At 70.2% G+C, this 20,182-nt stretch carries 15 protein-coding genes and 1 tRNA gene; 7 read left to right on the forward strand and 9 right to left on the reverse strand.

What is annotated here, in order from left to right; translation table 11 throughout:
- Positions 1-28: 28 nt before the first annotated feature.
- Positions 29-1,624: an FAD-dependent monooxygenase gene (locus ABD743_RS07240; protein WP_344720078.1), complete on the forward strand. Its 1,596-nt coding sequence runs from the start codon at positions 29-31 to the stop codon at positions 1,622-1,624.
- On the opposite strand, the gene ABD743_RS07245 is transcribed toward ABD743_RS07240, so the two are convergent.
- Positions 1,568-3,601, reverse strand: coding sequence for a sensor histidine kinase (locus ABD743_RS07245; protein ID WP_344720080.1), 2,034 nt, complete (start codon positions 3,599-3,601; stop codon positions 1,568-1,570). The genes ABD743_RS07240 and ABD743_RS07245 overlap by 57 nt on opposite strands.
- A gap of 128 nt (positions 3,602-3,729) precedes the next feature.
- On the opposite strand from ABD743_RS07245, the gene ABD743_RS07250 reads away from it, so the two are divergent.
- Both ABD743_RS07250 and ABD743_RS07255 read left to right on the forward strand, forming a co-directional pair.
- On the forward strand, positions 3,730-4,404 hold the full coding sequence (locus ABD743_RS07250) for a PhzF family phenazine biosynthesis protein (protein ID WP_344720082.1): 675 nt from the start codon (positions 3,730-3,732) through the stop codon (positions 4,402-4,404).
- Positions 4,405-4,862: 458 nt separating this feature from the next.
- A complete protein-coding gene (locus tag ABD743_RS07255; RefSeq protein WP_344720084.1) occupies positions 4,863-6,557 on the forward strand; it encodes an esterase-like activity of phytase family protein in 1,695 nt (564 codons plus the stop codon).
- Here the strand turns inward: ABD743_RS07255 and ABD743_RS07260 are convergent.
- Complete coding sequence (locus tag ABD743_RS07260) at positions 6,554-7,018, reverse strand: nuclear transport factor 2 family protein (RefSeq protein WP_344720086.1); 465 nt, start codon at positions 7,016-7,018, stop codon at positions 6,554-6,556. The genes ABD743_RS07255 and ABD743_RS07260 overlap by 4 nt on opposite strands.
- Positions 7,019-7,098: 80 nt before the next feature.
- Between ABD743_RS07260 and ABD743_RS07265 the strand changes: the two genes are divergently transcribed.
- Positions 7,099-7,746: a TetR/AcrR family transcriptional regulator gene (locus ABD743_RS07265; protein ID WP_344720088.1), complete on the forward strand. Its 648-nt coding sequence runs from the start codon at positions 7,099-7,101 to the stop codon at positions 7,744-7,746.
- Here ABD743_RS07265 and ABD743_RS07270 read toward each other — a convergent pair.
- On the reverse strand, positions 7,728-8,474 hold the full coding sequence (locus ABD743_RS07270) for a bestrophin-like domain (RefSeq protein WP_344720090.1): 747 nt from the start codon (positions 8,472-8,474) through the stop codon (positions 7,728-7,730). The genes ABD743_RS07265 and ABD743_RS07270 overlap by 19 nt on opposite strands.
- A gap of 223 nt (positions 8,475-8,697) precedes the next feature.
- Here ABD743_RS07270 and ABD743_RS07275 point away from each other — a divergent pair, with 223 nt between their 5' ends.
- On the forward strand, positions 8,698-8,961 hold the full coding sequence (locus ABD743_RS07275) for a hypothetical protein (protein ID WP_344720092.1): 264 nt from the start codon (positions 8,698-8,700) through the stop codon (positions 8,959-8,961).
- Positions 8,962-9,264: 303 nt separating this feature from the next.
- Here ABD743_RS07275 and ABD743_RS07280 read toward each other — a convergent pair.
- Positions 9,265-9,341 (reverse strand) — tRNA-Thr (locus ABD743_RS07280).
- 132 nt (positions 9,342-9,473) lie between these two features.
- On the opposite strand from ABD743_RS07280, the gene ABD743_RS07285 reads away from it, so the two are divergent.
- Positions 9,474-10,202, forward strand: coding sequence for a class I SAM-dependent methyltransferase (locus ABD743_RS07285; protein WP_344720094.1), 729 nt, complete (start codon positions 9,474-9,476; stop codon positions 10,200-10,202).
- 379 nt (positions 10,203-10,581) lie between these two features.
- Here the strand turns inward: ABD743_RS07285 and ABD743_RS07290 are convergent, their stop codons facing one another.
- The 5 genes from ABD743_RS07290 to ABD743_RS07310 all read right to left on the reverse strand — a co-directional run bounded on the left by ABD743_RS07290 (position 10,582) and on the right by ABD743_RS07310 (position 19,677).
- A complete protein-coding gene (locus ABD743_RS07290; protein WP_344720096.1) occupies positions 10,582-13,392 on the reverse strand; it encodes a LuxR C-terminal-related transcriptional regulator in 2,811 nt (936 codons plus the stop codon).
- Between the two features lie 34 nt (positions 13,393-13,426).
- Positions 13,427-14,578, reverse strand: coding sequence for a DNA polymerase III subunit delta' (locus ABD743_RS07295; RefSeq protein WP_344720098.1), 1,152 nt, complete (start codon positions 14,576-14,578; stop codon positions 13,427-13,429).
- A gap of 10 nt (positions 14,579-14,588) precedes the next feature.
- Positions 14,589-16,616, reverse strand: coding sequence for a bifunctional MFS transporter/dTMP kinase (locus tag ABD743_RS07300; protein WP_344720100.1), 2,028 nt, complete (start codon positions 16,614-16,616; stop codon positions 14,589-14,591).
- 205 nt (positions 16,617-16,821) lie between these two features.
- Positions 16,822-17,145 carry a hypothetical protein gene (locus ABD743_RS07305; protein ID WP_344720102.1) on the reverse strand — a complete coding sequence of 108 codons (324 nt, stop codon included), beginning with the start codon at positions 17,143-17,145 and terminating at the stop codon, positions 16,822-16,824.
- A gap of 93 nt (positions 17,146-17,238) precedes the next feature.
- Entirely contained in the window at positions 17,239-19,677 is a 2,439-nt protein-coding gene (locus ABD743_RS07310) for a penicillin-binding protein (RefSeq protein WP_379659000.1), read from the reverse strand.
- 150 nt (positions 19,678-19,827) lie between these two features.
- Between ABD743_RS07310 and ABD743_RS07315 the strand changes: the two genes are divergently transcribed.
- Positions 19,828-20,178 carry a WhiB family transcriptional regulator gene (locus tag ABD743_RS07315; RefSeq protein WP_344720106.1) on the forward strand — a complete coding sequence of 117 codons (351 nt, stop codon included), beginning with the start codon at positions 19,828-19,830 and terminating at the stop codon, positions 20,176-20,178.
- Positions 20,179-20,182 lie beyond the last annotated feature (4 nt).

The following is a 20,182-nucleotide window of genomic DNA, read 5'->3' on the forward strand; positions in this document are numbered from 1 at the left end:
TTTCCGTCGCCAGGTGAGGAGCACCGTCATGTCCACAATGGACGTCATCATCGCAGGTGGAGGGCCGAACGGGCTCCTGCTGGCCTGCGAGCTGCGGCTGGCCGGGGTCCGCCCGGTGGTGGTGGAGCGGCTGCCCGGACGCAGCCACGAGCACCGAGCCAACGGGTTGGTCGGGCAGGTCGTGCGCATGCTCCACCGGCGCGGCCTCTACGAACGGCTGAGCGGAATGCCGGGGCCGCCGATCCCGGCGCCGCGGTTCGTGTTCGGCGGGCTGCCGCTGCTACTGGACCAGCTGCCCGACAACCCGTTGACCATCCTCGGCCTTCCCCAGCGCGAGCTCGTCCGACGCCTGGAAGAGCACGCCCGTGAGCTGGGGGTGGACCTGCGCTACGGCCACGACGTGACCGCGCTGGCCCAGGACGGTGACGGGGTGACGGTCGAGGTGAACGGCCCGGCAGGGATCCAGGAGCTGCGGGCGCGCTTCCTCGTAGGCGCCGACGGCGGGCACAGCACGGTGCGCAAGCTCGCCGGGATCGGCTTCCCGGGCGTGACCCGCGAGGACACGGTGTCGCGGTCGACGCACGTGAGCCTGCCCGCGTCCGTGCTCGACCCGGTCACCGGCGGAGTGCGCGCCGGCGACGTCCACGTCCCGCCGTTCTTCCACTTCCGCACCGACCACGGCGTGTTCGTCCACGCGCCGTTCGCGGAAGGCCCGCCGCTGGTCACGACACTCGAGTGGAACCGACCCGCCGACGAGCAGGCCGGGCCGATGAGCCTCGACGAGATGCGGGCCAGTATCCGGCGGGTGCTCGGCGCGGACATCCCACTCAGCCCTCCCGAGGGGAACGGGCCGCACCTTCTCCGACGCCTCACCGGCGGCAACACCAGGCTCGCCGAGTCGTTCCGCGCGGGCCGCGTACTACTGCTCGGAGACGCGGCACACGTGCACTCCGCCATCGGGGGCCCCGGGCTGAACCTGGGGCTCCAGGACGCGGTGAACCTCGGCTGGAAGCTCGCCGGCACCGTGCGCGGCTGGGCGCCCGATGACCTGCTCGACACCTACGAGAGCGAGCGGCGACCGGTCAGCGAGCGGGTGGTGATGCACACCCAGGCCCAGTCCGCGCTGATCTCGCCGGGCGCCGAGATCACCGCTCTACGCGAGCTGTTCGCCGAACTGCTGGGCGAGGAGCGGGTCGTCCGGCACATCGCCGACCTCATGTCCGGCGCCGACATCCGCTACGACTGGGGCCTCCCCGACCCCCATCCCCTGGTCGGCCGCTGGGCTCCGGACCTCGAACCGACCGAGGGCGGGGAGAAGGCGGCTGAGCTGATGAAGGCGGCGCGGCCGGTGCTGCTCGACTTCTCCGGCACCCTGGGGAACGCGGTCGAGGGATGGAACGACCGCGTCGACCTGGTCGAGGGCCGGGTGGCCGACGGGCCCACGGCGCTGCTGATCCGCCCCGACGGCTACGTCGCCTGGGCGTCCTCCGACCACGAGCCCGACCGCGAGACGCTCCGAACCGCGCTCACCCGATGGTTCGGAGCGCCGACAGCAGGCATCCCCGCGTCATTCGGCCGGCCGGGAGCTCGACCCCGCACCGTTCGGCGTGACGAGTGGCAGTGAAACCTGCAGGGTCGTGCCCGCGCCGGGCGGGCTGTGCAGCGAGAGTCTGCCGCCGAGTGCCTCGACGCGGTCCTTGATGCCGATGAGACCCGACCCGCCGCCGGCACGGGCGCCACCGCGCCCGTCGTCGCGGACGCTCAGGTGCAGGACCCCGTTGTCGGTCTCCATCCTGACGTCGACGCCGGAGGCGTCCGCGTGCTTGGCCGTGTTGGTGAGCGCCTCGGAAACGGCGTAGTAGGCCGCGAGCTCGATCGGTTCGAGCAATCGGCCGTCGACACGGACGTCGAGACTGACCGGAACGGCCGAGCGGCGGGCCAGCATTTTCAGCGCAGGTCGCAGGCCGCCCTCGGCGAGGGCGGCGGGGTGGAGACCGCGGGCGAGCTCCCGCAGGTCGTCGAGCACCTCGCCCAGCTCGGCGACCACCCGATCCAGCTCCGCGGTCAGGTGGTCGGCACCGGGGGGTACCGCCTGTTGCACGGCGCCACGCAGGTGCAGGGCTAGGGCGACGAGGCGTTGCTGGGCGCCGTCGTGCAGGTCGCGCTCGATGCGGCGGCGGGCGGTGTCGGCGGCGGCCACGATCCGCGCCCGCGAATTGGTGAGAGCGGCCTGGGCGTCGGCGTCGGCCAGGGCGGTGGCCACCAGCTCGGTGAAAGCCGCCAGCCGCAGCTCGGCACCCGACGGGAGCGGCTCCGCGTGCGACGCAGCGATCATCACCCCCCACAGCCGGCCCTCGACGGTGATCGGCGCGCCCGCCCCGGACCGGGCACCGAGATGCGCAAAGCAGCCCGCGATCGACCCCTCAGGACCCTCGAACCGGTCCGTTCGCATCGGTCGGCCGGTTTCCAGCACCGTCGCCGCCGGGCCGACCCCCGTCACACCCAGCCGCGTAGTGCAGGGAAACTCCACGCCCGGCCCGTTCCACAGCCCGACGACCGTGCCGGTGCGATCCGGCTCGTACCGGAACACCACCGCGAGGTCGGCGCCGAACAACCGGCCGACCTCGGCGGCGACGAAGCCGAACGTCTCAGCCGGATCCGCTCCGCCTGCCACCAGCGTCGCCACCCGCCGCAGCGCTGCCTGCTCCTCGGCGAAGTTCCGCAGTTCCATCCGGGCCTGCGCGTTGGCGATCGCAGTGCCGACGAGCTCGCTGAAGCCGGTCAACCGGCCTTCCGTGTCGGCCGGGAGCGGGCCGCTCACGGACCAGGCGATCAGAACGCCCCATCGGCGTCCTTCGACGACGACCGGAGCGCCGACGACCGACTTCAGATCGGCATCACGAGCGAACGGCGCCCGCACCGCAATGTCCTCGTAGTTGTCGATGCGTGCGGCACGTCCCGTGCTGAGCACTTGGCCCGACACACTCGTTCCCTCGATCTTGGCGCGGTCGTAAGGGGTGGGAGCGCATCCGGGCTTGCTCCACTCCGCCACATGTACGAGCTCCGTCACGTCCTCGAATCGGGCGATCCGGATGCCGTGCACGTCGAGCAGGTTGCCGGCCTCCGCCGCCACCGCAGCGAAGAGCTCATCGGCGGGTGCACCCTTGGCGACGAGGGTCGCCACCCGGCGAAGCGCCGCCTGCTCGTCGGCGATGTCTGCGTGAGCGCGCTCGGCAGCCAGGGCGCGGCGGGCTGCATGCGCCGCTATCTCGCCCAAGAAAACCGCCACGACCAGGTAGACGATGAGGTCCACGAGGTTGGCGGTGTCCGGGAACTCCAGCGGATGCGTCGGGGGAAGGTAGAACCAGTCGAAGGCGAGCATGCCCGCCATTCCGACCGGGACCGCGTACGCCACGCTCGTGAACCGCGCGACCGCGGTCAGGGCGACGAGACAAACAGCGCCCAGGAGCGCGGCGACGACGTCGGAATCGATGTTCGCGAGAACTACGGCTCCCAGCACAAATGTGCCGGCGCCCGTCATGAACGCCAGCACGATCTCCGCGCCGAGCGGGAGCCAGCGGGCCCGCTCCCATGGGGCCACGGAATCAGGTTACCCGTAGCGAGGTGGTCCCGTCCCTGACCAGCACAGTCGCCGGAGGACACATTGCCGGGCGGCCGACGGGTTCGACGTTGATCGGCTGACACAGCTCGTTGTGCTGCGATGAGGGCATGCCTGAACTCGTGGTCGTCGACGTCTTCTGCGGTCCTGGACATACAGCCGGAAATCGGCTCGCGGTGATCATCGGTGGTGACACCGACCCTGCGGCGCGGCAGCAACGAGCGGCTGAGCTCGGATACAGCGAGACGGTATTCATCGATGACGTCCAACGCGGCGTCGTCGACATCTACACGCCGAGTATCCGGTTGCCGTTCGCCGGACATCCGCTGGTGGGGGTGTCCTGGCTGCTGCGCGCACGGTTCGGGGCGTGCGACGTGATCCACTCCGGGGCAGGCGCCGTGCCGACCTGGCCCGACGGCGAGTTCAGCTGGGTGTCGGGCCGGCCGGAGTGGGTCACAGGTCGGACCACACACCAGTACGCGTCGCCCGCCGATATCGACGCCCTACCCGGCCCTCCTGCCGGCACAGGCTTCCTGTACACGTGGGCATGGATGGACGAGGCTGCCGGCGCCGTTCGGGCCAGAGCCTTCCCACGCCGCGGCGACGCGATCGTGGAGGACGAGGCCACGGGCGCAGCGGCGCTCCAACTCACCGCCGAACTGGGGCGGTCGCTGACAGTGCATCAAGGCGTCGGGTCCGAGATCCGCACACAGCTGCAGCCGGACGGCACGATTGCCGTCGGGGGCCGTGTCACGCTGGTCGAGGAGCCCTCCGCAAGCTCGTGACCCGCCGGCTGGAACCGAAACGTCCGGCCCGATCGGAACAACACTGTTGACCACCATTCTCCGACCGCAAGGCCGTCGCCCACCGCTTGAAAGATCAGTATCCCGCGATCATCGCGCGCAAGGTCATCGAGCACGCGGGTGCAATGGGCCGCCAGGCCGGCAAAAAGATCGAGAAGAACTTACGAACAATGGGCGCACTCCGGGCGAACCGCCCGGAGTGCGCTTGCCGGCCGATCGCGAATGGCCGTTTGACGGAACTAAAGCACCTCTTCTATTGTGCGGTATACCACTGACATCGCCCTGCCGGTTCTCGATCTAGTAGGTTACCTGAAGATCCGAATTCAGCTCCGACTGCTCCCCATCACATGCAGATCTCATGTTGACAACGGGCCGATCACATCTCTCGCGCGAGGCGCCCATGCTTTCTTGGCGTTGCTCGCCCCCGCCAAGGAGACCCAATGCCAGCGTCGCACCCCACCACGCCCCGACGTCTCGCCCGGCGCGCTGCCGCCACGACCCTTGTCCTAGCCGCCGCGGCCCTCGCCGGGCCGCTGACGCCGGGTCAGGCCCATGCAGCCACCGAGCCCGCGAACGCCGCCGTTAACGACACCTACTCGACCAGGGTCGGCGGCGCGCTCACCGTCGACGCCGCCCATGGCCTGCTTGCAGGCGACGGCGCCGGCAGCGTTCAGCTGCTGGTGCACTCCGAGCCGCAGCACGGCTCGCTGCAGCTGAACCCCGACGGCTCGTTCAAATACGTCCCCGCCGCCGGATTCACGGGGCATGACAGCTTCACCTACACGGTCAGCAATGCCGTCTCGCTCTACTCCGACCACGTCCCGGCCATGGGCAAGTACGGCAACCTGCAGCTGAATGCAGGCTCGTTCGGCTCAGCGGTGACGCTGGTGCCGGGCCACTCCGACGAGGTCTACGGACTCGAGGATCGCGGCCCCAACGTCGCCGCTGACAACGGAGACGCCATTGAACCGATCCCCGACTTCGACCCGGCGATCGGCGAGTTCAAGCTGGATTCGGGGGGTCGGGCGACGCTGATCCGCGAGATCCCGCTCACCGACCACTCCGGCCACCCGTACTCGGGCCGGGTCAACACCGACAACCCGACGGGCGAGACGACCGAGGATCTCAACGGCCACGTTCTCCCGGCCGACCCGAACGGCTACGACCCCGAGGGCCTCGTCGCGATGCCCGACGGCACGTTCTGGGTCTCGGACGAGTACGGCCCGTTCATCACGCACTTCGATGCAAGCGGCCGCACGATCCAGCGCCTCTCACCGAAAGACGGAACGCTCCCCAAGGAGCTGCTCAACCGCGTGGCCAACCGCGGCATGGAGGGCCTGACCGTCACCCCGGACGGCAAGACCCTCGTCGGCCTGATGCAGTCCGGGCTCCAGCAGTCCGACCTCGACGGAGAAGACGCGACGAAGATCGCGCCGACGCGGATCGTCACCTACGACCTGCAGACGCATGCACTCCACGAGTACCTCTATCTGCTGCACGATCCCGACTCGAACAGCACTGCCAACAGCGAGATCACCGCGCTGTCGGACACGACGTTCCTCGTCGACGAGCGCGACTCCAAATTCCCGAAGGCGGACGGCTACAAGCGACTCTGGAAGATCGACCTGAGCGGCGCGACCGACGTCGGTCCGTCGGCGAACGTGCCCGGTGCGACCTACGACGCGGCGAAGGGCCTGCTCGTCGGCGGCAAGACGATCGAGGCGCTCTCGCTCTCGTCCGAGGAGAAGCCGCTGACGACTGCGGACGCGCTGAGTACCTACCAGAGCCACGGGATCAAGCCTGTCGCCGAGTCGCAGTACCTCGACGTGGACGGCCTGCTGGCGTCGTTGGACCCCAACCCGGTCGACGGCTACAGCCGCTTCTTCTCCCACGACAAGGTCGAGGGCGTCGCCACACCGGACGGCGGAAAGACGCTGATCATCAGCAACGACAACGACTTCGGCATCTCCGATATCTCCGATGCGACGCCGAATCCGCCGTACAAGCTCGAGATGAAGGTCAGCCCGGCGACCGGCCAGCAGGACAACGGCGAATTCCTGCGTATCGATATGACCAAGCTGAACGGCAGTGCCGCGGCAACCAGCACGGCCACCACGACGATCACCGTCGGCTAGCCATCTGAGGTCGACAACGGCCCGGACGCCTCCGACGGCGTCCGGGCCTCGCGTCCGATGGCGGCTGCAGCTGCCAGGACGTTGACGTAGTCGCGCAGACGGACGATCTGCCCGTTGCGCACGGTCAGCACAACGATGTTGGGAAGCGCGAACGCGCCGGTGGATGCGCTGGTCCCGATGGCTTCCTGCTCGACGATGATCGTTTCCGGATCGTCGGTGTCATAGGTGGCGAGAACGCGGTAACGCTCATACGTCAAGGTGTTCGCCTTCCACCCTGCGGCTATCCAGTTCACGATGTCGTCCCGGCCCTCGAGCCGAGACGGAAAGCCTGGGGCCGTGAACGGGAATTCATGGATCGCGTCGACTGCGTACAGGCGGCTCATGTCGTCGACGGACTGGTTGACAGCGGCCCGGCGGAGACGCTCCAGCACCTCGTGCGCACCAGTCGCTTGCTGCGACACTCGGGCAGCCCTCCATCCTCTGACCACGTCATGCCAGTAAAGTGAGGCGTAGTCCGGTTAATTCGGCACGGTAGCGGACCGTGTCCCCGGTTAGCAAGGATGTGGTGATCGCGCTGGCAGGACACGAGTCGCCGTCGCGCGCCGGGCGTCCGCGGCGTGCAGACGCACGGCGAAACTACGAGCAGTTGGTCGAGCAGGCGAAGATTGCGTTCGCCGCGTTCGGAGTGGACGCTTCCCTGGATGAGATCGCGCGGCGGGCAGGGGTGGCCAGCGGAACGCTGTATCGACATTTCCCCACTCGACTGGATCTCATCGAGGCGGTACTCGCCGAGCAGATAGCCGAGTTGGTCAGCCTCGGTCGCGGGCTACTGACGGCCGACGACGAGTTCGGTGCGTTGTCCACGTGGTTGCGTGCTGCGCTCATGCATGCCTTGACCTACCGAGGTCTGGCGGCCGCGGTGATGAACTCGGCGCTCGACCGCGGGAACGGCCTGGCATCGACGTGGCATGCGGAGCTGTTCGAGGTGGAGGCCGCGTTGCTGGCGCGTGCGCGGCGTTCAGGGGCGGTGGTAGCCGATGCGGACGAAGCGGACGTGCTCAAGATGGTCGGAGCCATCGCCTGGGCCGCCCAGGACGCCCCCGACAGCTCAGCTCTGGCCGACCGCTTGCTCGCCCTCCTCATGAACGGACTGGCTTCCGGCAGCGTGAGCTATTGGGGTGCGAGGTAGTTCATCGCTTCCCGCAGCGCCTCGGGCGACGTACCCAGCTCGCCGAGGAATGGATGGGCCAACTCCAAGACGAGGAACAAGTTGACGGCAACGAGCACGCTGACCGCCGCGACCATCGCGTAGTGCATGCGAGCCCGCGTCTCACCGTAGATGACCGTGAACCCGAGAACCAATCCGCTGAGCAGGAAAATCACCCACCACAAGGACCACGACGGGCCGGCGTTGGTCACCGCCATGACGATTCGTTCTGTGCGCGACAGACTCAACTGGTCCAGTGAAGCCAGCGAGTTGGCGAGAACGGCCCGCTGCCGGTCGTCGCGCGGTTGGACGCTCTCGTACGCGGTGTACAGACGCGCCAGTGCGTTCTCCGCCTCCGGCGTGCTGCGACCACTCGCGGCTTGGGGCCACTCGGCTACAGCCGCACGTTCGTACTCCAACAGGCTCTGCCGGATGCGGTCGCTGTCAGCCTCTTCGAAATACCTGAGGTCCCTGGCCATCTGTACCGCCGTGGCTCCCTCGGTCCGCACGACCTCGTCCGCCGCGTTGATCTGGCCCCACATCACAACCACGATGAAACCGATCATGAATCCGTAAACAGGCCCGACAACGGAGAAGCCGACCTTCGCGACGTCGTTGTGCCCACCTTCCGCGAGTCCAGGGAATCGATGCCGGACGTACGCCAGGACGGCTACCGTCCCGGCGGCGACGCCAACCACGAGCGCGGCCAAGAGCAACATGGACGGAACGTTGTTCACGATCCAGCCGCTCACGGCCCCACACTCCCCGCATCGCTGACTCCTGCTTGGCGAGAGTCCACAATGGCGGGCCCCTGACCGGCGCGGAAGCATCGGTAGACGTGTGGGTGGCGAGTCTGGTCCGTGGTGCGAGGTCCGAGCAGGGCCGTCAGCCGGCCGCTCGCGTCCGACGGCCCGTCACAGGATGTACACAAAGGTGCCGGGTGCGGTCGCGCTGCCGCCCGTCGTCGTGACGGCGATCTGGACCGCACCCAGGATTCCCCGGGCCGGGGCGGCGGCGGCGATCCGCGTGGGGGACAGCACGGCGAACGTGGCCGGCGTGCCGCCGAACGGCCGGCCGGCCGTCGAAGCGCACTGCGATCGCGCCGCCGAGGTTCGTGCCGGTGATGGTCGCCGCGTTGCCCCCGCCGGCGGAACCCTGATCGGGACTGATCGCCATGTTCTTCCTCCCGTCGTGTGACCGTGAGGCCGGAATCGGTGACGGAATGAGGTCGCTCGGTGACTCAGTGCTGCCCGGTCGAGGCAAGCCTCACACCGTCAAATCACCCGAACAGGTGCATTTCGGATGCCGATGACGAGCTCCTCGGCCTTGTCGAGCGACGGGATCTTGAGCCGAACGCTGTCCGTGCACTGCTCCAGCTCGCCGACGAGTTCGGCGCCATGGGCATGCAGATGACCCGCGAGACAGCTGCTCGGATGGGAACGGGCGTTTATGGGCGGGAAGGCACGGATCCCCGCCGAGCCGAAAGGTGCAGGTGGATTGTGGAGCCGCCTTGGGGAGTCGAACCCCAGACCTACGCATTACGAGTGCGTCGCTCTAACCGACTGAGCTAAGGCGGCCGATGGTGCGCAGCCAGTGTAGCGACCGCCTCCGGACGTCCTGCGACCACGGTCCCCTGCTGATCGCCCTGTCCAGCAGATCGCCGGTCACTCGATAGAGTGGCCGCTCGTCTTGCGGCAGGAGAGATCCACATGGAGGACCGTCAGTTGAGGTTGATCGACCTGGGGTACATCTTCGAGCTCTACAAAGAGTTCGCAGGCGAGCTCGCTGCGGTCGGGAAGGCTCAGCGGGAGTACGCCGATTCGATGAAGGCGACCATGACGCCCCAGCTCGACGACCTCGAAGCGGAGATCACCTACCTGTTGCTGCGCGCCACCCGGCCCGCGTCCGTGATGGAGCTCGGGACGTTCCACGGGTGGTCGACCACGTGGATCCTCAGCGCCCTGCGGGACAACGGGTCGGGGCACCTGCACAGCTTCGACATCATCGACAACGTGGTGCGCAACGTGCCGGAGGACCTTGCCGAGGGCCGGTGGACGTTCGTGAAGGGCGACATCAGGGAGACCCTCGCCCGGGTGCCTGCCGACACCGGCTACCTGTTCGTCGACGCCGCCCACAACGGCAGCTTCGCGCGGTGGTACCTCGACAACCTGTTCCCACGCGTGCCGGCCGGCATCCCGGTGAGCGTCCACGACGTCTTCCACTTCCGCACCACCCTGCCGATGCACGAGGGCAAGGTCGTGGTGCGATGGCTGGGCGAGAAGGACGTTCCGTTCTTCACCCCGTCGCGGGCCAGGTCGCGCGCCGACTACAAGGCACTCAACGCGTTGCGCGACGAGCTGGGTCTCGCCCCGATCCGCGGAGCGGGCGACAACCCGATGATCTTCTTCACGATGCCGTCCCTGCGGGCAGGAGCCTGACCACAGGCGCGTCGTAGTCGGGCTACTCGACGACGGCTCCACCAGAGACGACCCCGCACCGCGCGGCGCCGCTCGATCGGCCACGTCGGATGAGGGCCGACAAGCTCGCGAGCCGGCTCGGGCGGTCCCTCCGGGAGGTGTGTGCCCGCGCGGCCGTACGGGCGAGCCGGTGCGCGTCGGCCTCCGCGAGCAGGACACGTCGGCGGTCGTTCGCGATCTCTGAGGCGGGGAAGCTCAGGGGAAGCACTGTGGTCACGTCCTCTGTTCCGGTGCTGGTTGACGAGTCCCACGATCGACTTCCGGGGGCGCCCGAACATCCGTGTCCGGTACGGAACGGACACGGATCTCCTGGTCCGTGTCCGTTCCGTACGTACCGTCGTCAGACGACCGTGGCGCCCATCGCGCGCAGCGCCGAAACTCCCCGTTCGCGGTCGGCTCCGCCGGCGAGGACGAGGCTGCGCGCCCACTGGTAGCGGCACCCGGCGGCGTCCAGGGCGCGGGCAGCAGCGAGCACGCCATCGCGATCGCCCGCGCCGAGCGCGGCAGCGCGGTCGACGAGCGCTGCCGCGACCGGGTTGTCGGCGATGAACGGGCGGGCGCTCGACATCCGCTCGGCCACGTCCGGCACGTCGGCGAGCACCGCTGCTTCCACCCACAGGGCCACGTACCAGGGTCGCCAGATGGCTTGGTACCAGCCTTGGATCCCGTGCGGCGAGGTGGCGAGCACGCGCAGCGCCCGGTCGGGCTGGTCGCGGTGGAGCAACAGAAGGGCGTCGAAGAACGCGCGGGGATTCTTGTCGTGCTCCGGCCGATCCCGGGGCTCGAGTGCGCTGAAGATACCCATCCACGCGGCGCGGTCATCGGCCTCACCGCGCAGACCGTGCACCGTGGCCACGGCCTGGACGGCGCGGCGAAGCGTGGGGACGCGCGGTCGCCCCGCTCGCTCCCAACCCTCGCGGAAGCGTGCGCCCGCCGCCACCACGCTGTCCCAGTCACCGTCCAGCGCGCACACGATCATCAGCCGCGCAACCGCGACGTGGCCGACTTCGCGGTGCAGGGGAAGGTCCCGGACACGCTCGGCGATCCGCTTCGCCTCACGCAGATCACCGGCCGCGATCGCCGACTCGACCGCCATGATGTGCGCGTCGGGCAGCTCGAAGCCCGCACCGGCGTCGAGCGTCACCGCGGCCAGCAGATCGATGCGCCGCAGCGCGCTCCCCAACGCCGCACGCCCGTCGCCCTTGGCCAGCTGCACGGTGGTGAGCCGGTCCAGCGCCGCGCTTTCCGCCAGCCGATCACCGGATCGCCTGGCGAGTTCCAGCGCACGGTCGGCCACCCGCGGAGCCTGCACATCGGTCTCCGGGATCGCGAACGCCTCGGCCGTGGCCAGCCGGGCCTGCGCGACGAGGTCGCCGTGGACGTAACTCCGGGCCTCATCCAGTAGCGCACGCGCAACGTCCGGCTGCGGCGGACGGGACATGGCCCCTGGTCCCCGGTTCATCAGCTCGGCCGCCTGTGCCAGCTCCTGCCCTGCACGCTCGGGCTCACCCGCGCGCAGAGCTGCGGCAGCCGCGGCACGGCGCAACCGGACGGTGTCGTCCCCCGCCAGGTGTGCCTCCGCCGCACCCGCCGCCATGCGCAGCTCGGTGGCGGCATGCATGTCGTCCGGGGCCAACCCGGCCGCCTGCTCGTAGCGCCACTGCGACTCGCCCGGCAGGCCGCGGCGATAGCACAGGGCCGCGAGCAGCCTCTTCCCCTCGTAGGCGACCCGACGGTGTTCCGGGCGGGGCGCCGACCAGCCGAGAGCGGACCTCAGCTCGTCACCGAGCCGGTCGAAGCTCGTCCGCCACCCGACACTGTCGACGTCGGCGACGGCGAGCAGAGCCGTGCCCGCGCCCTGCGACCACCGCAGATGTCGCGTCCGGGTCTCGACGAGCTCCCCGGTGTCCTCGAGAAGCTCGGCGCCGTACTGGCGCACGGCCTCGAGCGCCCGGTAGCGCGTGCCGTCGGTCGCCGTCGTCGGCACCAGCAGGCTGTGGTCGGCGAGCGCGGCGAGCTGCGCGCCGATCTCGCGGGCGGTCACCGGAGGCCATCCCACCACCGCCGCCGCGTCCTCGGCGCGGAACGCCCCGGCGAACACGGCGATTCGGCGCAGCACGGCCTGCGCCTGCTCGTCGAGCAGGGCGTAGCTCCAGTCCAGCATCGACCGCAGAGAACTGTGCCTGCTGTCGACGCGGCGCCCGCCGGTCAGCAGCTGTAGCCGGTCGGCAAGGCCCGCCTCGAGCCCGTCCACACCCAGCGAGGGCAGCCGGGCCGCCGCCAGCTCGATCGCCAACGGCACGCCGTCGAGTCCGCGGCAGATCCGCACGATCCCGCTCCGGTCCGCGGCGGTGATCGGGAAGCCGGCGGCGGTCGCCCGTTCCTCGAAGAGCGTGGTCGCGTCGCCGCCCTCGGCATCGTCCCCGGCCTGGACGGACATCCCTACCACCGGGAAGACCCGCTCGAACGGCAGCAGCAGCCGCGCGCGGCTCGTCGCGAGCACCACGAGCCCGGGGCTGCGCGCCAGAAGCTCCTCCACGAACAGCGCGACCCCGTCGACCAGGTGCTCGCAGTTGTCCAGCACGAACAGGGCCTGGCGGTCCGCCGCCCAGGCGAGCACCGTGTCCTGCGCCGAGCGTCGCTGCTGCTCCCCGAGCCCGATCGCCCCGGCGACGGCCGACGCGACCAAACGGGAGTCGGTCACCGGGACCAGGTCGGCGTACCACACGCCGTCGGCGAACCGCTCGCTCACATCGGCGGCCACCGCCAGCGCGAGCCGCGTCTTCCCGACCCCGCCGGGCCCGACAGCGGTGACGAGCCGGGGTTCGCGGAGGGCAGCCGCGAGCTCTGCTCGCTCGCTCCTCCGGCCGACGAACGACGTGAGCGGCGACGGCAACGGGGCGATCCGCCGGGACGCGGGCCCGGCCGGTGACACCGGTTCGCGGGACCTCTCCGCGGCGAGCAGCGACAGGGCGCGCCGGTCGCTCACCCCGAACTTGCGCAGCAGGGACGACACGTGGCTCTCGACGGTGCGGATCGAGATGAACAGGCGGGCGGCGATCTCGGCGTTGGTGAGGTGCTCTCCGACCGCGGCGAGCACCTCGGCCTCGCGAACAGAGACGGACGCCTCGGCCACCCCTTCCTGCTTCACGCAGGAGATTCTGCCCGGACGCGCGAGGTGTGGATCAGCCCCGCTGCAGGGCGGTCATCATCGCCTCGACGGCGATCTCCGGCTTGACGTTCTGGTCGAGCGCCGTGCGGCACGCCAGCACGGCCTCCAGCCTGCGCAGCACCGACTCGGGTGACCATTGGCTTGCCGCCCGACGGATGTCGGCGTCGCGGTCGGGGTTGGTCAAGGTGACCTGCGCGCCGCTGCCGGCCACGAGCGTGTCGCGGAAGAAGCCGGCCAGGTCGATCAGCGCGCGATCGATCGCGTCGCGCTGGTTGCGGGTGTTGCGCGACTTCTGCTGACGCTCCAGGTCCCTCTCCGCCGCCTTCGCCCCGCGTGCGGCGGCGGCAACCCCCTTGCCGACGCCGCCGGCGCCCATGGCGACGGCCAACTCCTCCCGCTCCGCGGCATCCCGGGACTCACTGAGCTCCGTGGCCTCGGCCTTGGCGTTGCGCACCAGATCACCGGCGTGGGCGAACGCATCGCCCAGCCCACGGATCCGCAGCGGCAGCGACAGCACCGTCTCGCGGTAGGTGCGCGCCTCGGCGTCGCGGGCGAGCCGGCGGGCCCTGCCGACGTGGCCACCCGCCACCGACGCCGCCCAGGTGGCGGTCTCCGGGTCGATCCCGTCGCGGCGCGCCAGCACCTCGGCGATGGCCTCGGGTGACGGGGTGTGCAGCGGCACCGGCCGGCAGCGGGAGCGGATGGTGATCGGGACGTCCTCCGGATGGTCGGACGGCGCACACAGCAGGAAGATCGTCTGGTCGGGTGGCTCCTCGATGGACTTGAGGAGGGCGTTGGCCGCGTTCTCGGTGAGCCGGTCGGCGTCGGTGATGATCAGGATCTGGTAGCGCCCGCTGACGGGACGACGGGCGGCGGACTGCACGAGCTGCCGTACCGACCGCACCGAGATCGACAACCCCTCCGGGACGACCTCCCGCACGTCGGAGTGGGTGCTCGCCATCACCGTGTGGCAGGACGGGCACTGGCCACACCCGTGGAACGGGCACTGCAGCGCAGCCGCGAAGGCCCGGGCCGCCACCGAACGTCCGGAGCCGGGTGGACCGGTGAACAGCCACGCGTGAGTCATCGCGGCGGGGTTCTCGGCGGCAGCGCTCAGCTCGGCGACGGCCGACGGCTGACCGACCACCTCGTCCCACACCGTCATGGCGACCAGCTTATGGCGCGCTGGGGGCCGGGGCGGGAGACTCCGCGACCGCGTCGTCGACAGTGGGGGCTGCGGGCCGCCGTGGCAGGAACGGCCGAATGCCACTGTGGACGCGATCGGCCACCTCGTCGGACGACCCGTCGGCGTCGATGACGACGTAACGGTGCGGCTCGGCGGCCGCCAGCCCGGTGAGCAGCCGCTGCACGCGCAGGTGCTCCTCGCCGGAGATGCCGCGCACCGGTGAATCGGGCTCGGTGGGGGCCCGGTCGAGCAGGACGGACACGTCGGCTCGGAGCCTGCCGGTGGCCCACGCGGCCAGGTTCTCCAGCTCGCCGGCGTCGAGCTCGGCCTCGGCCCGGTCGGCCGCCACGCCGAACTGCACGAGCGGACTCATCAGGAAGCGGTCGACGATCACGACGGCACCGCTCTCCAGGGCCGGCCGGATGACCCGCTCGACCTGGTCGGCCCGCACGGCCGCGGCGGCGAGCACCTTCGCTCGCACACCCGACAGCGCCGCCTCACGGGTGGCGGCCGCCCAGCGCTCGCGGTCGCGCTCGCCGTCGTCGATCGCGACGACGACGTGCCCCTCCTGCCGCAGCCGCGCGGCCAGGCGGGCGGCCTGCTCGGTGGTGGCTTCCGCGGGAGCACCCTCGACGGCGATCAGCATGCCGGACCCCGACCGGGGATGACCTCGGCGGACAGCGGCGAGCAGGTCGGGGAGCATGGGCTCGGTGCGCCGGTCGTCCATCTGCCGGTAGGCGAGCATCCCGACACCCGCGGCGACGAGGCCTCCGGCCAGCATGACGATCCGGGTGCCGTCGATGAGGAAGGGATAGCCGAGCACCTCGACGCGCCGGGCGCTGACCAGACCGACGAACAGCGGCACCACCGCCATCGATCCGAGCAGCGTCAGGCGGACGATCGACTGCACGAACGCCACGATCCGGCCGCGGACCTCGTCGGCCACCTGCGAACCGATGATCGTGAGACCGGTGAGGAACGCGATGCCGGCGAAACCGCCGACGAGCATGACCGCCACGATCGCCACGAACAGGTGTGGGGCGAGGGCCACCAGCACGAGCGCCAGCCCGGCGGCCACGATCGCGGCCCCGAACAACCGGTTGTGCGGCAGACGGCGAGCCATCTGCGGCGCTGCGCCCATTCCGATCGCCAGCCCGATGAACACGGCGGCGAACAGCACGCCGTAGGCCGCGTTGCCGCCGCCGAGGCTCGCGGCGTAGAGCGTGGCCGAGCCGACCACGGTGCCACCGGCCGCGAACGCACCGACGATGCCGACGACCAGCCCCCGGATCATCGGCGTTCGCACGACGAACGTGAACCCGTCGCGCATCATGGCGAGCACGCCGGGCGCGACCTCCCGGTTGGAGGTGGCCCGGCCGGATATCTCGGGAATGCGGAACCAGACCGTGAGCGCGATGATCAGGTAGGCGACTCCGCTCAGGACCAGCGCCACGAACACCATCGAGAGCGCCGAGGTGCCCAGCACCCGGCCGATGCTCGAGAGCACGGAGAACAAGCCGGACGCCGTGATCACCGCGACGCCGTAGGTCATGACGAGTGCGAGCTGGTTGGCCGTCTCGACCTGGTCGGGGCGCCGGAGCAGGTTGGGGACCGAGGCGTCCTTCGAGGGAATCCAGAACAGCGCGCAGATCTCGATGAGGAACGTGGCGGCGAACAGCCACCACAGGGAGCCGATGAGGAAGATCGACACGAAGAGCCCGAACCGGAGCAGGTCGCAGACGACCATGACGACGCGCCGGTCGAACTTGTCGGCGAGCGCACCCGCCAGCGGCCCGAGTACCAGCGCAGGCAGCAGCTTGGTGGCCACCACGCCACCCAGGGCGAAGCTCTGCGCCTGGTAACCGCTGGTGAGCTGGGTGGCCAGTGCGGACAGCGCCAGCAGGCTCAGCCAGTCGCACGTGGCTGCGACGGACGTGACCAGCCACAACCGGCGGAACGCGGGGATCGCCAGCACGCTGCGCACACGATGTGAGGTGGGTGGCGACAACGCCTGCATGCGTGCTTCTGGCGGAGCAGACTCGGGGGCGATCGCTCCTCACCTCCTCGCCGGGCGGCCGCGCACCGGGGCCGGCCTCGGCGGAACCAGGGACCGCCGTCGATCGCCCAGGGTAGCCCGGCTGACCGACACGGCCCGCATCCGGGCACGCCACTCACAGCACCTTCTCAGCGCTTACGCGGGGTGGTGCCGCTCGCAACCGGAGCTACGGATCGAGCAGCGAGGAGATCAGCTGGACGATGATCAGTGCGAACACCAGAACGAAGAACCAGGTGAACAGGCGCGTTCCGATCCGGCTCCGCAGGTGCCGGGAGAACCCCAGCACGGCCAACTCGTCGACGACGGGCGGGCGGGCCTCGGGCTGGTCCGTCCCTGCCGCCCCGGGTGGACGACCGGGCTGCGAGGGACTACGCGGCGCGCCTGCGCCGTGCGGCGAGGCCGGAGCGGCCCGACCGCCAGGGCTCGGAACGGACGAGCCGGCGGCGGAGCCGCGCGGCTGGACCTGCTCGTCACCTGCCTCCGCCGTCATGGTGGCGGATGTTAGGCCCGGGACCGGGAAATGACCTCGCGTCCGGCACGCCGATGACCGGTCACCACACGGTCGGGCCGGCACGCCACCCGATCAGCCGCCGTCGCCGTCACCTCCGTCACCGCCGCCGCCATCGCCACCACCGTTGCCGCCCCCCTCGTCGCCGGGCGGCTGATCGCCGCCCGGAGGCTGTCCGGCCTGCGGCGGACCGCCCGGAGCGGCGGGCGGAGGCGGCACGGTTCCACTGCTGACGCTCAGCACGATGGTCTCGCCGGGAAGGGCGGTGCCGCGCGGGCTCTGCCCGACCACCGTGCCGCGCGCCGCCGCGTTGTCGACCGTGCGCGTCGAGACCGTCCAGCCGGCCCGCTCCAGCGCGCCGCGGGCGTCGTTCTGGCTACGGCCCACGACGTCGGGGACGCGGGACTCCGCGCCACCCTCCAGGTACCGCTGCTCCACGGGTGGCAACGGGACCACGGGCTGGCCCTGGAGCAGGGGTGTCATCGCACCGAACCACGTCTCGGCCGGGGTCTTGCCGCCGAAGATGTTGCCGCTGCGGCAAGCGAACGGCGAACCTGCGCCGTCGCAGAGCGGCCGGGGCGAGTTGGAGTTGTCGAACGTGATGACCGCGCCGGACATCTGCGGGACGACGCCGACGAACGCCGCCGACTTGTGCTGCTGCGTGGTGCCGGTCTTGCCCGCCATCGGGCGGTTCCACCCGACCTGACGCGCGGCTCCCGCTGACGTGCCGTTGATGTCGTCGTGGCTCAGCGCGTTCATCATCGCGTTGGCCAGGCCCGGGTCGACGACCTGCTGGCAGGGGGCCTCGGTGAGGGGCACGGGGTTGCCGGCCTGGTCGGTGATGGACTCGATCGGGCTGGGCGGGCACCACATGCCGCCGCTGGCGAGGGTGGCGCCCACGTTGGACAGCTCCAGCACGCTCGTCGGGCTCACCCCGAGCGTGAACGATGCCTGCTTCTGCGCCTTGGTGACCTCGGCGATCGAGCGGTCGGTGGGGCGTCCGGTGGACGGGTCGACGAACGGGGTGGTGGCCAGCGAGCGCATGCCCAGCCGCACCGCCATGTCGACGACGTCGGGCACCCCGGTGAACTCCTCCAGCTTGATGAACGCCGTGTTGGGGGAGAGAGCGAGGGCGTCGGTGAGCGACAGGCGCTCCGGGAGCCCGCTGCTCGCGTTCTGCACGGGGAGCGGACGCCCGTTGCCGTCGACGTAGATCGGCGACGCGTACCCGCTCGGCGGCACGGCGAGCTGGTAGTTGATGCCCAGCCCCTTCTCCAGGGCCGTGGAAGCGGTGAAGATCTTGTAGGTCGACCCGGCGCCGAGGTTGACGGGCTCGTAGGGCAGCCCGTAGCTCGTCTCCTCCGCCTCGGCGTCCAGGCCGAACGTGCGGCTCGACGCCATGCCGAGCACGCGGTGCTTGTCCTGCCCCGGCTGCACCACCGACATGACGTTGGCGACGTTGGCCTGCTGCGGAGGCACCTCCGCGACCAGGGACGCCTTCACCTTCTCCAGCACGTTGCGGTCGAGGGTGCTCTTGATCGTGTAGCCGCCGCGGTTGAGCTGCTCCTGGGAGAAGCCGGCCTCGGTGAGGTACTCGGCCACGTACTTGCAGAAGAACCCGGCGTCACCGGCCCCGATGCAGCCGTTGGGCTGGGAGATCAACGGAGTGACCACGCCGAGCGGCGCGGCGAGCGCTGCCTGCATCTGCGTCTCGTCGATCATCTGCTGGTCGCGCATCTGCTGGATGACGATGTTGCGCCGCTCGAGCGCGGCCGCCGGCTTGCTGACCGGGTCGAACGCGGTGGTGCTGTTCACCATGCCCGCGAGCAGCGCCGCCTGCGGCACGGTGAGCTGGTCGGGAGTGGTGTTGAAGTACGTGCGTGCGGCCGAGTCGATCCCCGAGGCTCCGTTGCCGAACGAGACGATGTTCAGGTAACGGGTGAGGATCTCCTCCTTGCTCAGCGCCCGCTCCATCTGCAGCGCGATCTGCGCTTCCTTGAGCTTGCGGGCCGGGGTCTGCTCCGTGGCCTTGAGCCGCTCGGTCTCGGTCTCGGCCTCGACGTAGAGCATGTAGTTCTTCACGTACTGCTGCGTGAGCGTGGACGCGCCCTGCACGACGTCGCCGGACGCGGAGTTCGCGATGAGGGCGCGCATCGTGCCCTGCCAGTCCACGCCCTGGTGCTGGTAGAAGCGCCGGTCCTCGATCGCGACGATCGCCGCCTTCATGGCGGGCGAGATCTCCTCGGCCTTGACGGCATGCCGGTTCTGGTTCTGCTCGAAGAACCGGGCGATGGGTACGCCCGCCGAGTCGGTGACCGTGGTGGTCTGCGGCAGGGGCTGGTCGACCAGATCGGTGGAGACCGTGTTGACGCTGTCTCCCACGTCGCTCGACGTGACCCCGATCCCGGCGGCGAGGGGGAAGGCCATACCCGCCACGACCAGCCCCGCGAGCACGCAGAGTCCGAGCAACATGGCTGCGGGCCGCAGGAGCGGATGCCGGGGGCTCACGGGCATTGAGGGTACGCGGGAGAGTGTGCTCCTACCGTCAGGTCACCCTTCAGCTGATTTGAGTACTTTTGCTCGGTTACCCACGGAACCAGAGGCTTCCAGAATCCGTCTGTGCCGGTCGTGACGATCACGACTCCAGAAGGGGGATCAGGAGCCATGGCGGGTCGCTGGAACTGGCGGGTGGCAGCACGGTGCCGCACGGTCGACGCCGAGGGGTTGTTCGTGACCGGGGCCCGGCAGCGGGAGGCACGGCAGTTCTGCCGTACGTGCCCGGTCCGCACCGAGTGCCTGGCGCATGCCCTCGACCAGCGCATCGAGTTCGGTGTGTGGGGCGGGATGACCGAACGCGAGAGGCGCGCGCTGCTCCGCGCCCGCCCCGGGGTGCGCTCGTGGGCCGATCTGCTCGCCGATGCCCGCACGGCCCACTACTCGTCCGTGGCGGAGGAGCCGGTCGACTCACTCGCCGTGGGCGAGCGGGAGTACGAGCAGCTGGAGGAGTCGGCCTGAGCGT

The sequence above is a fragment of the Pseudonocardia yunnanensis genome, assembly GCF_039534065.1.
GTDB lineage: Bacteria > Actinomycetota > Actinomycetes > Mycobacteriales > Pseudonocardiaceae > Pseudonocardia > Pseudonocardia yunnanensis.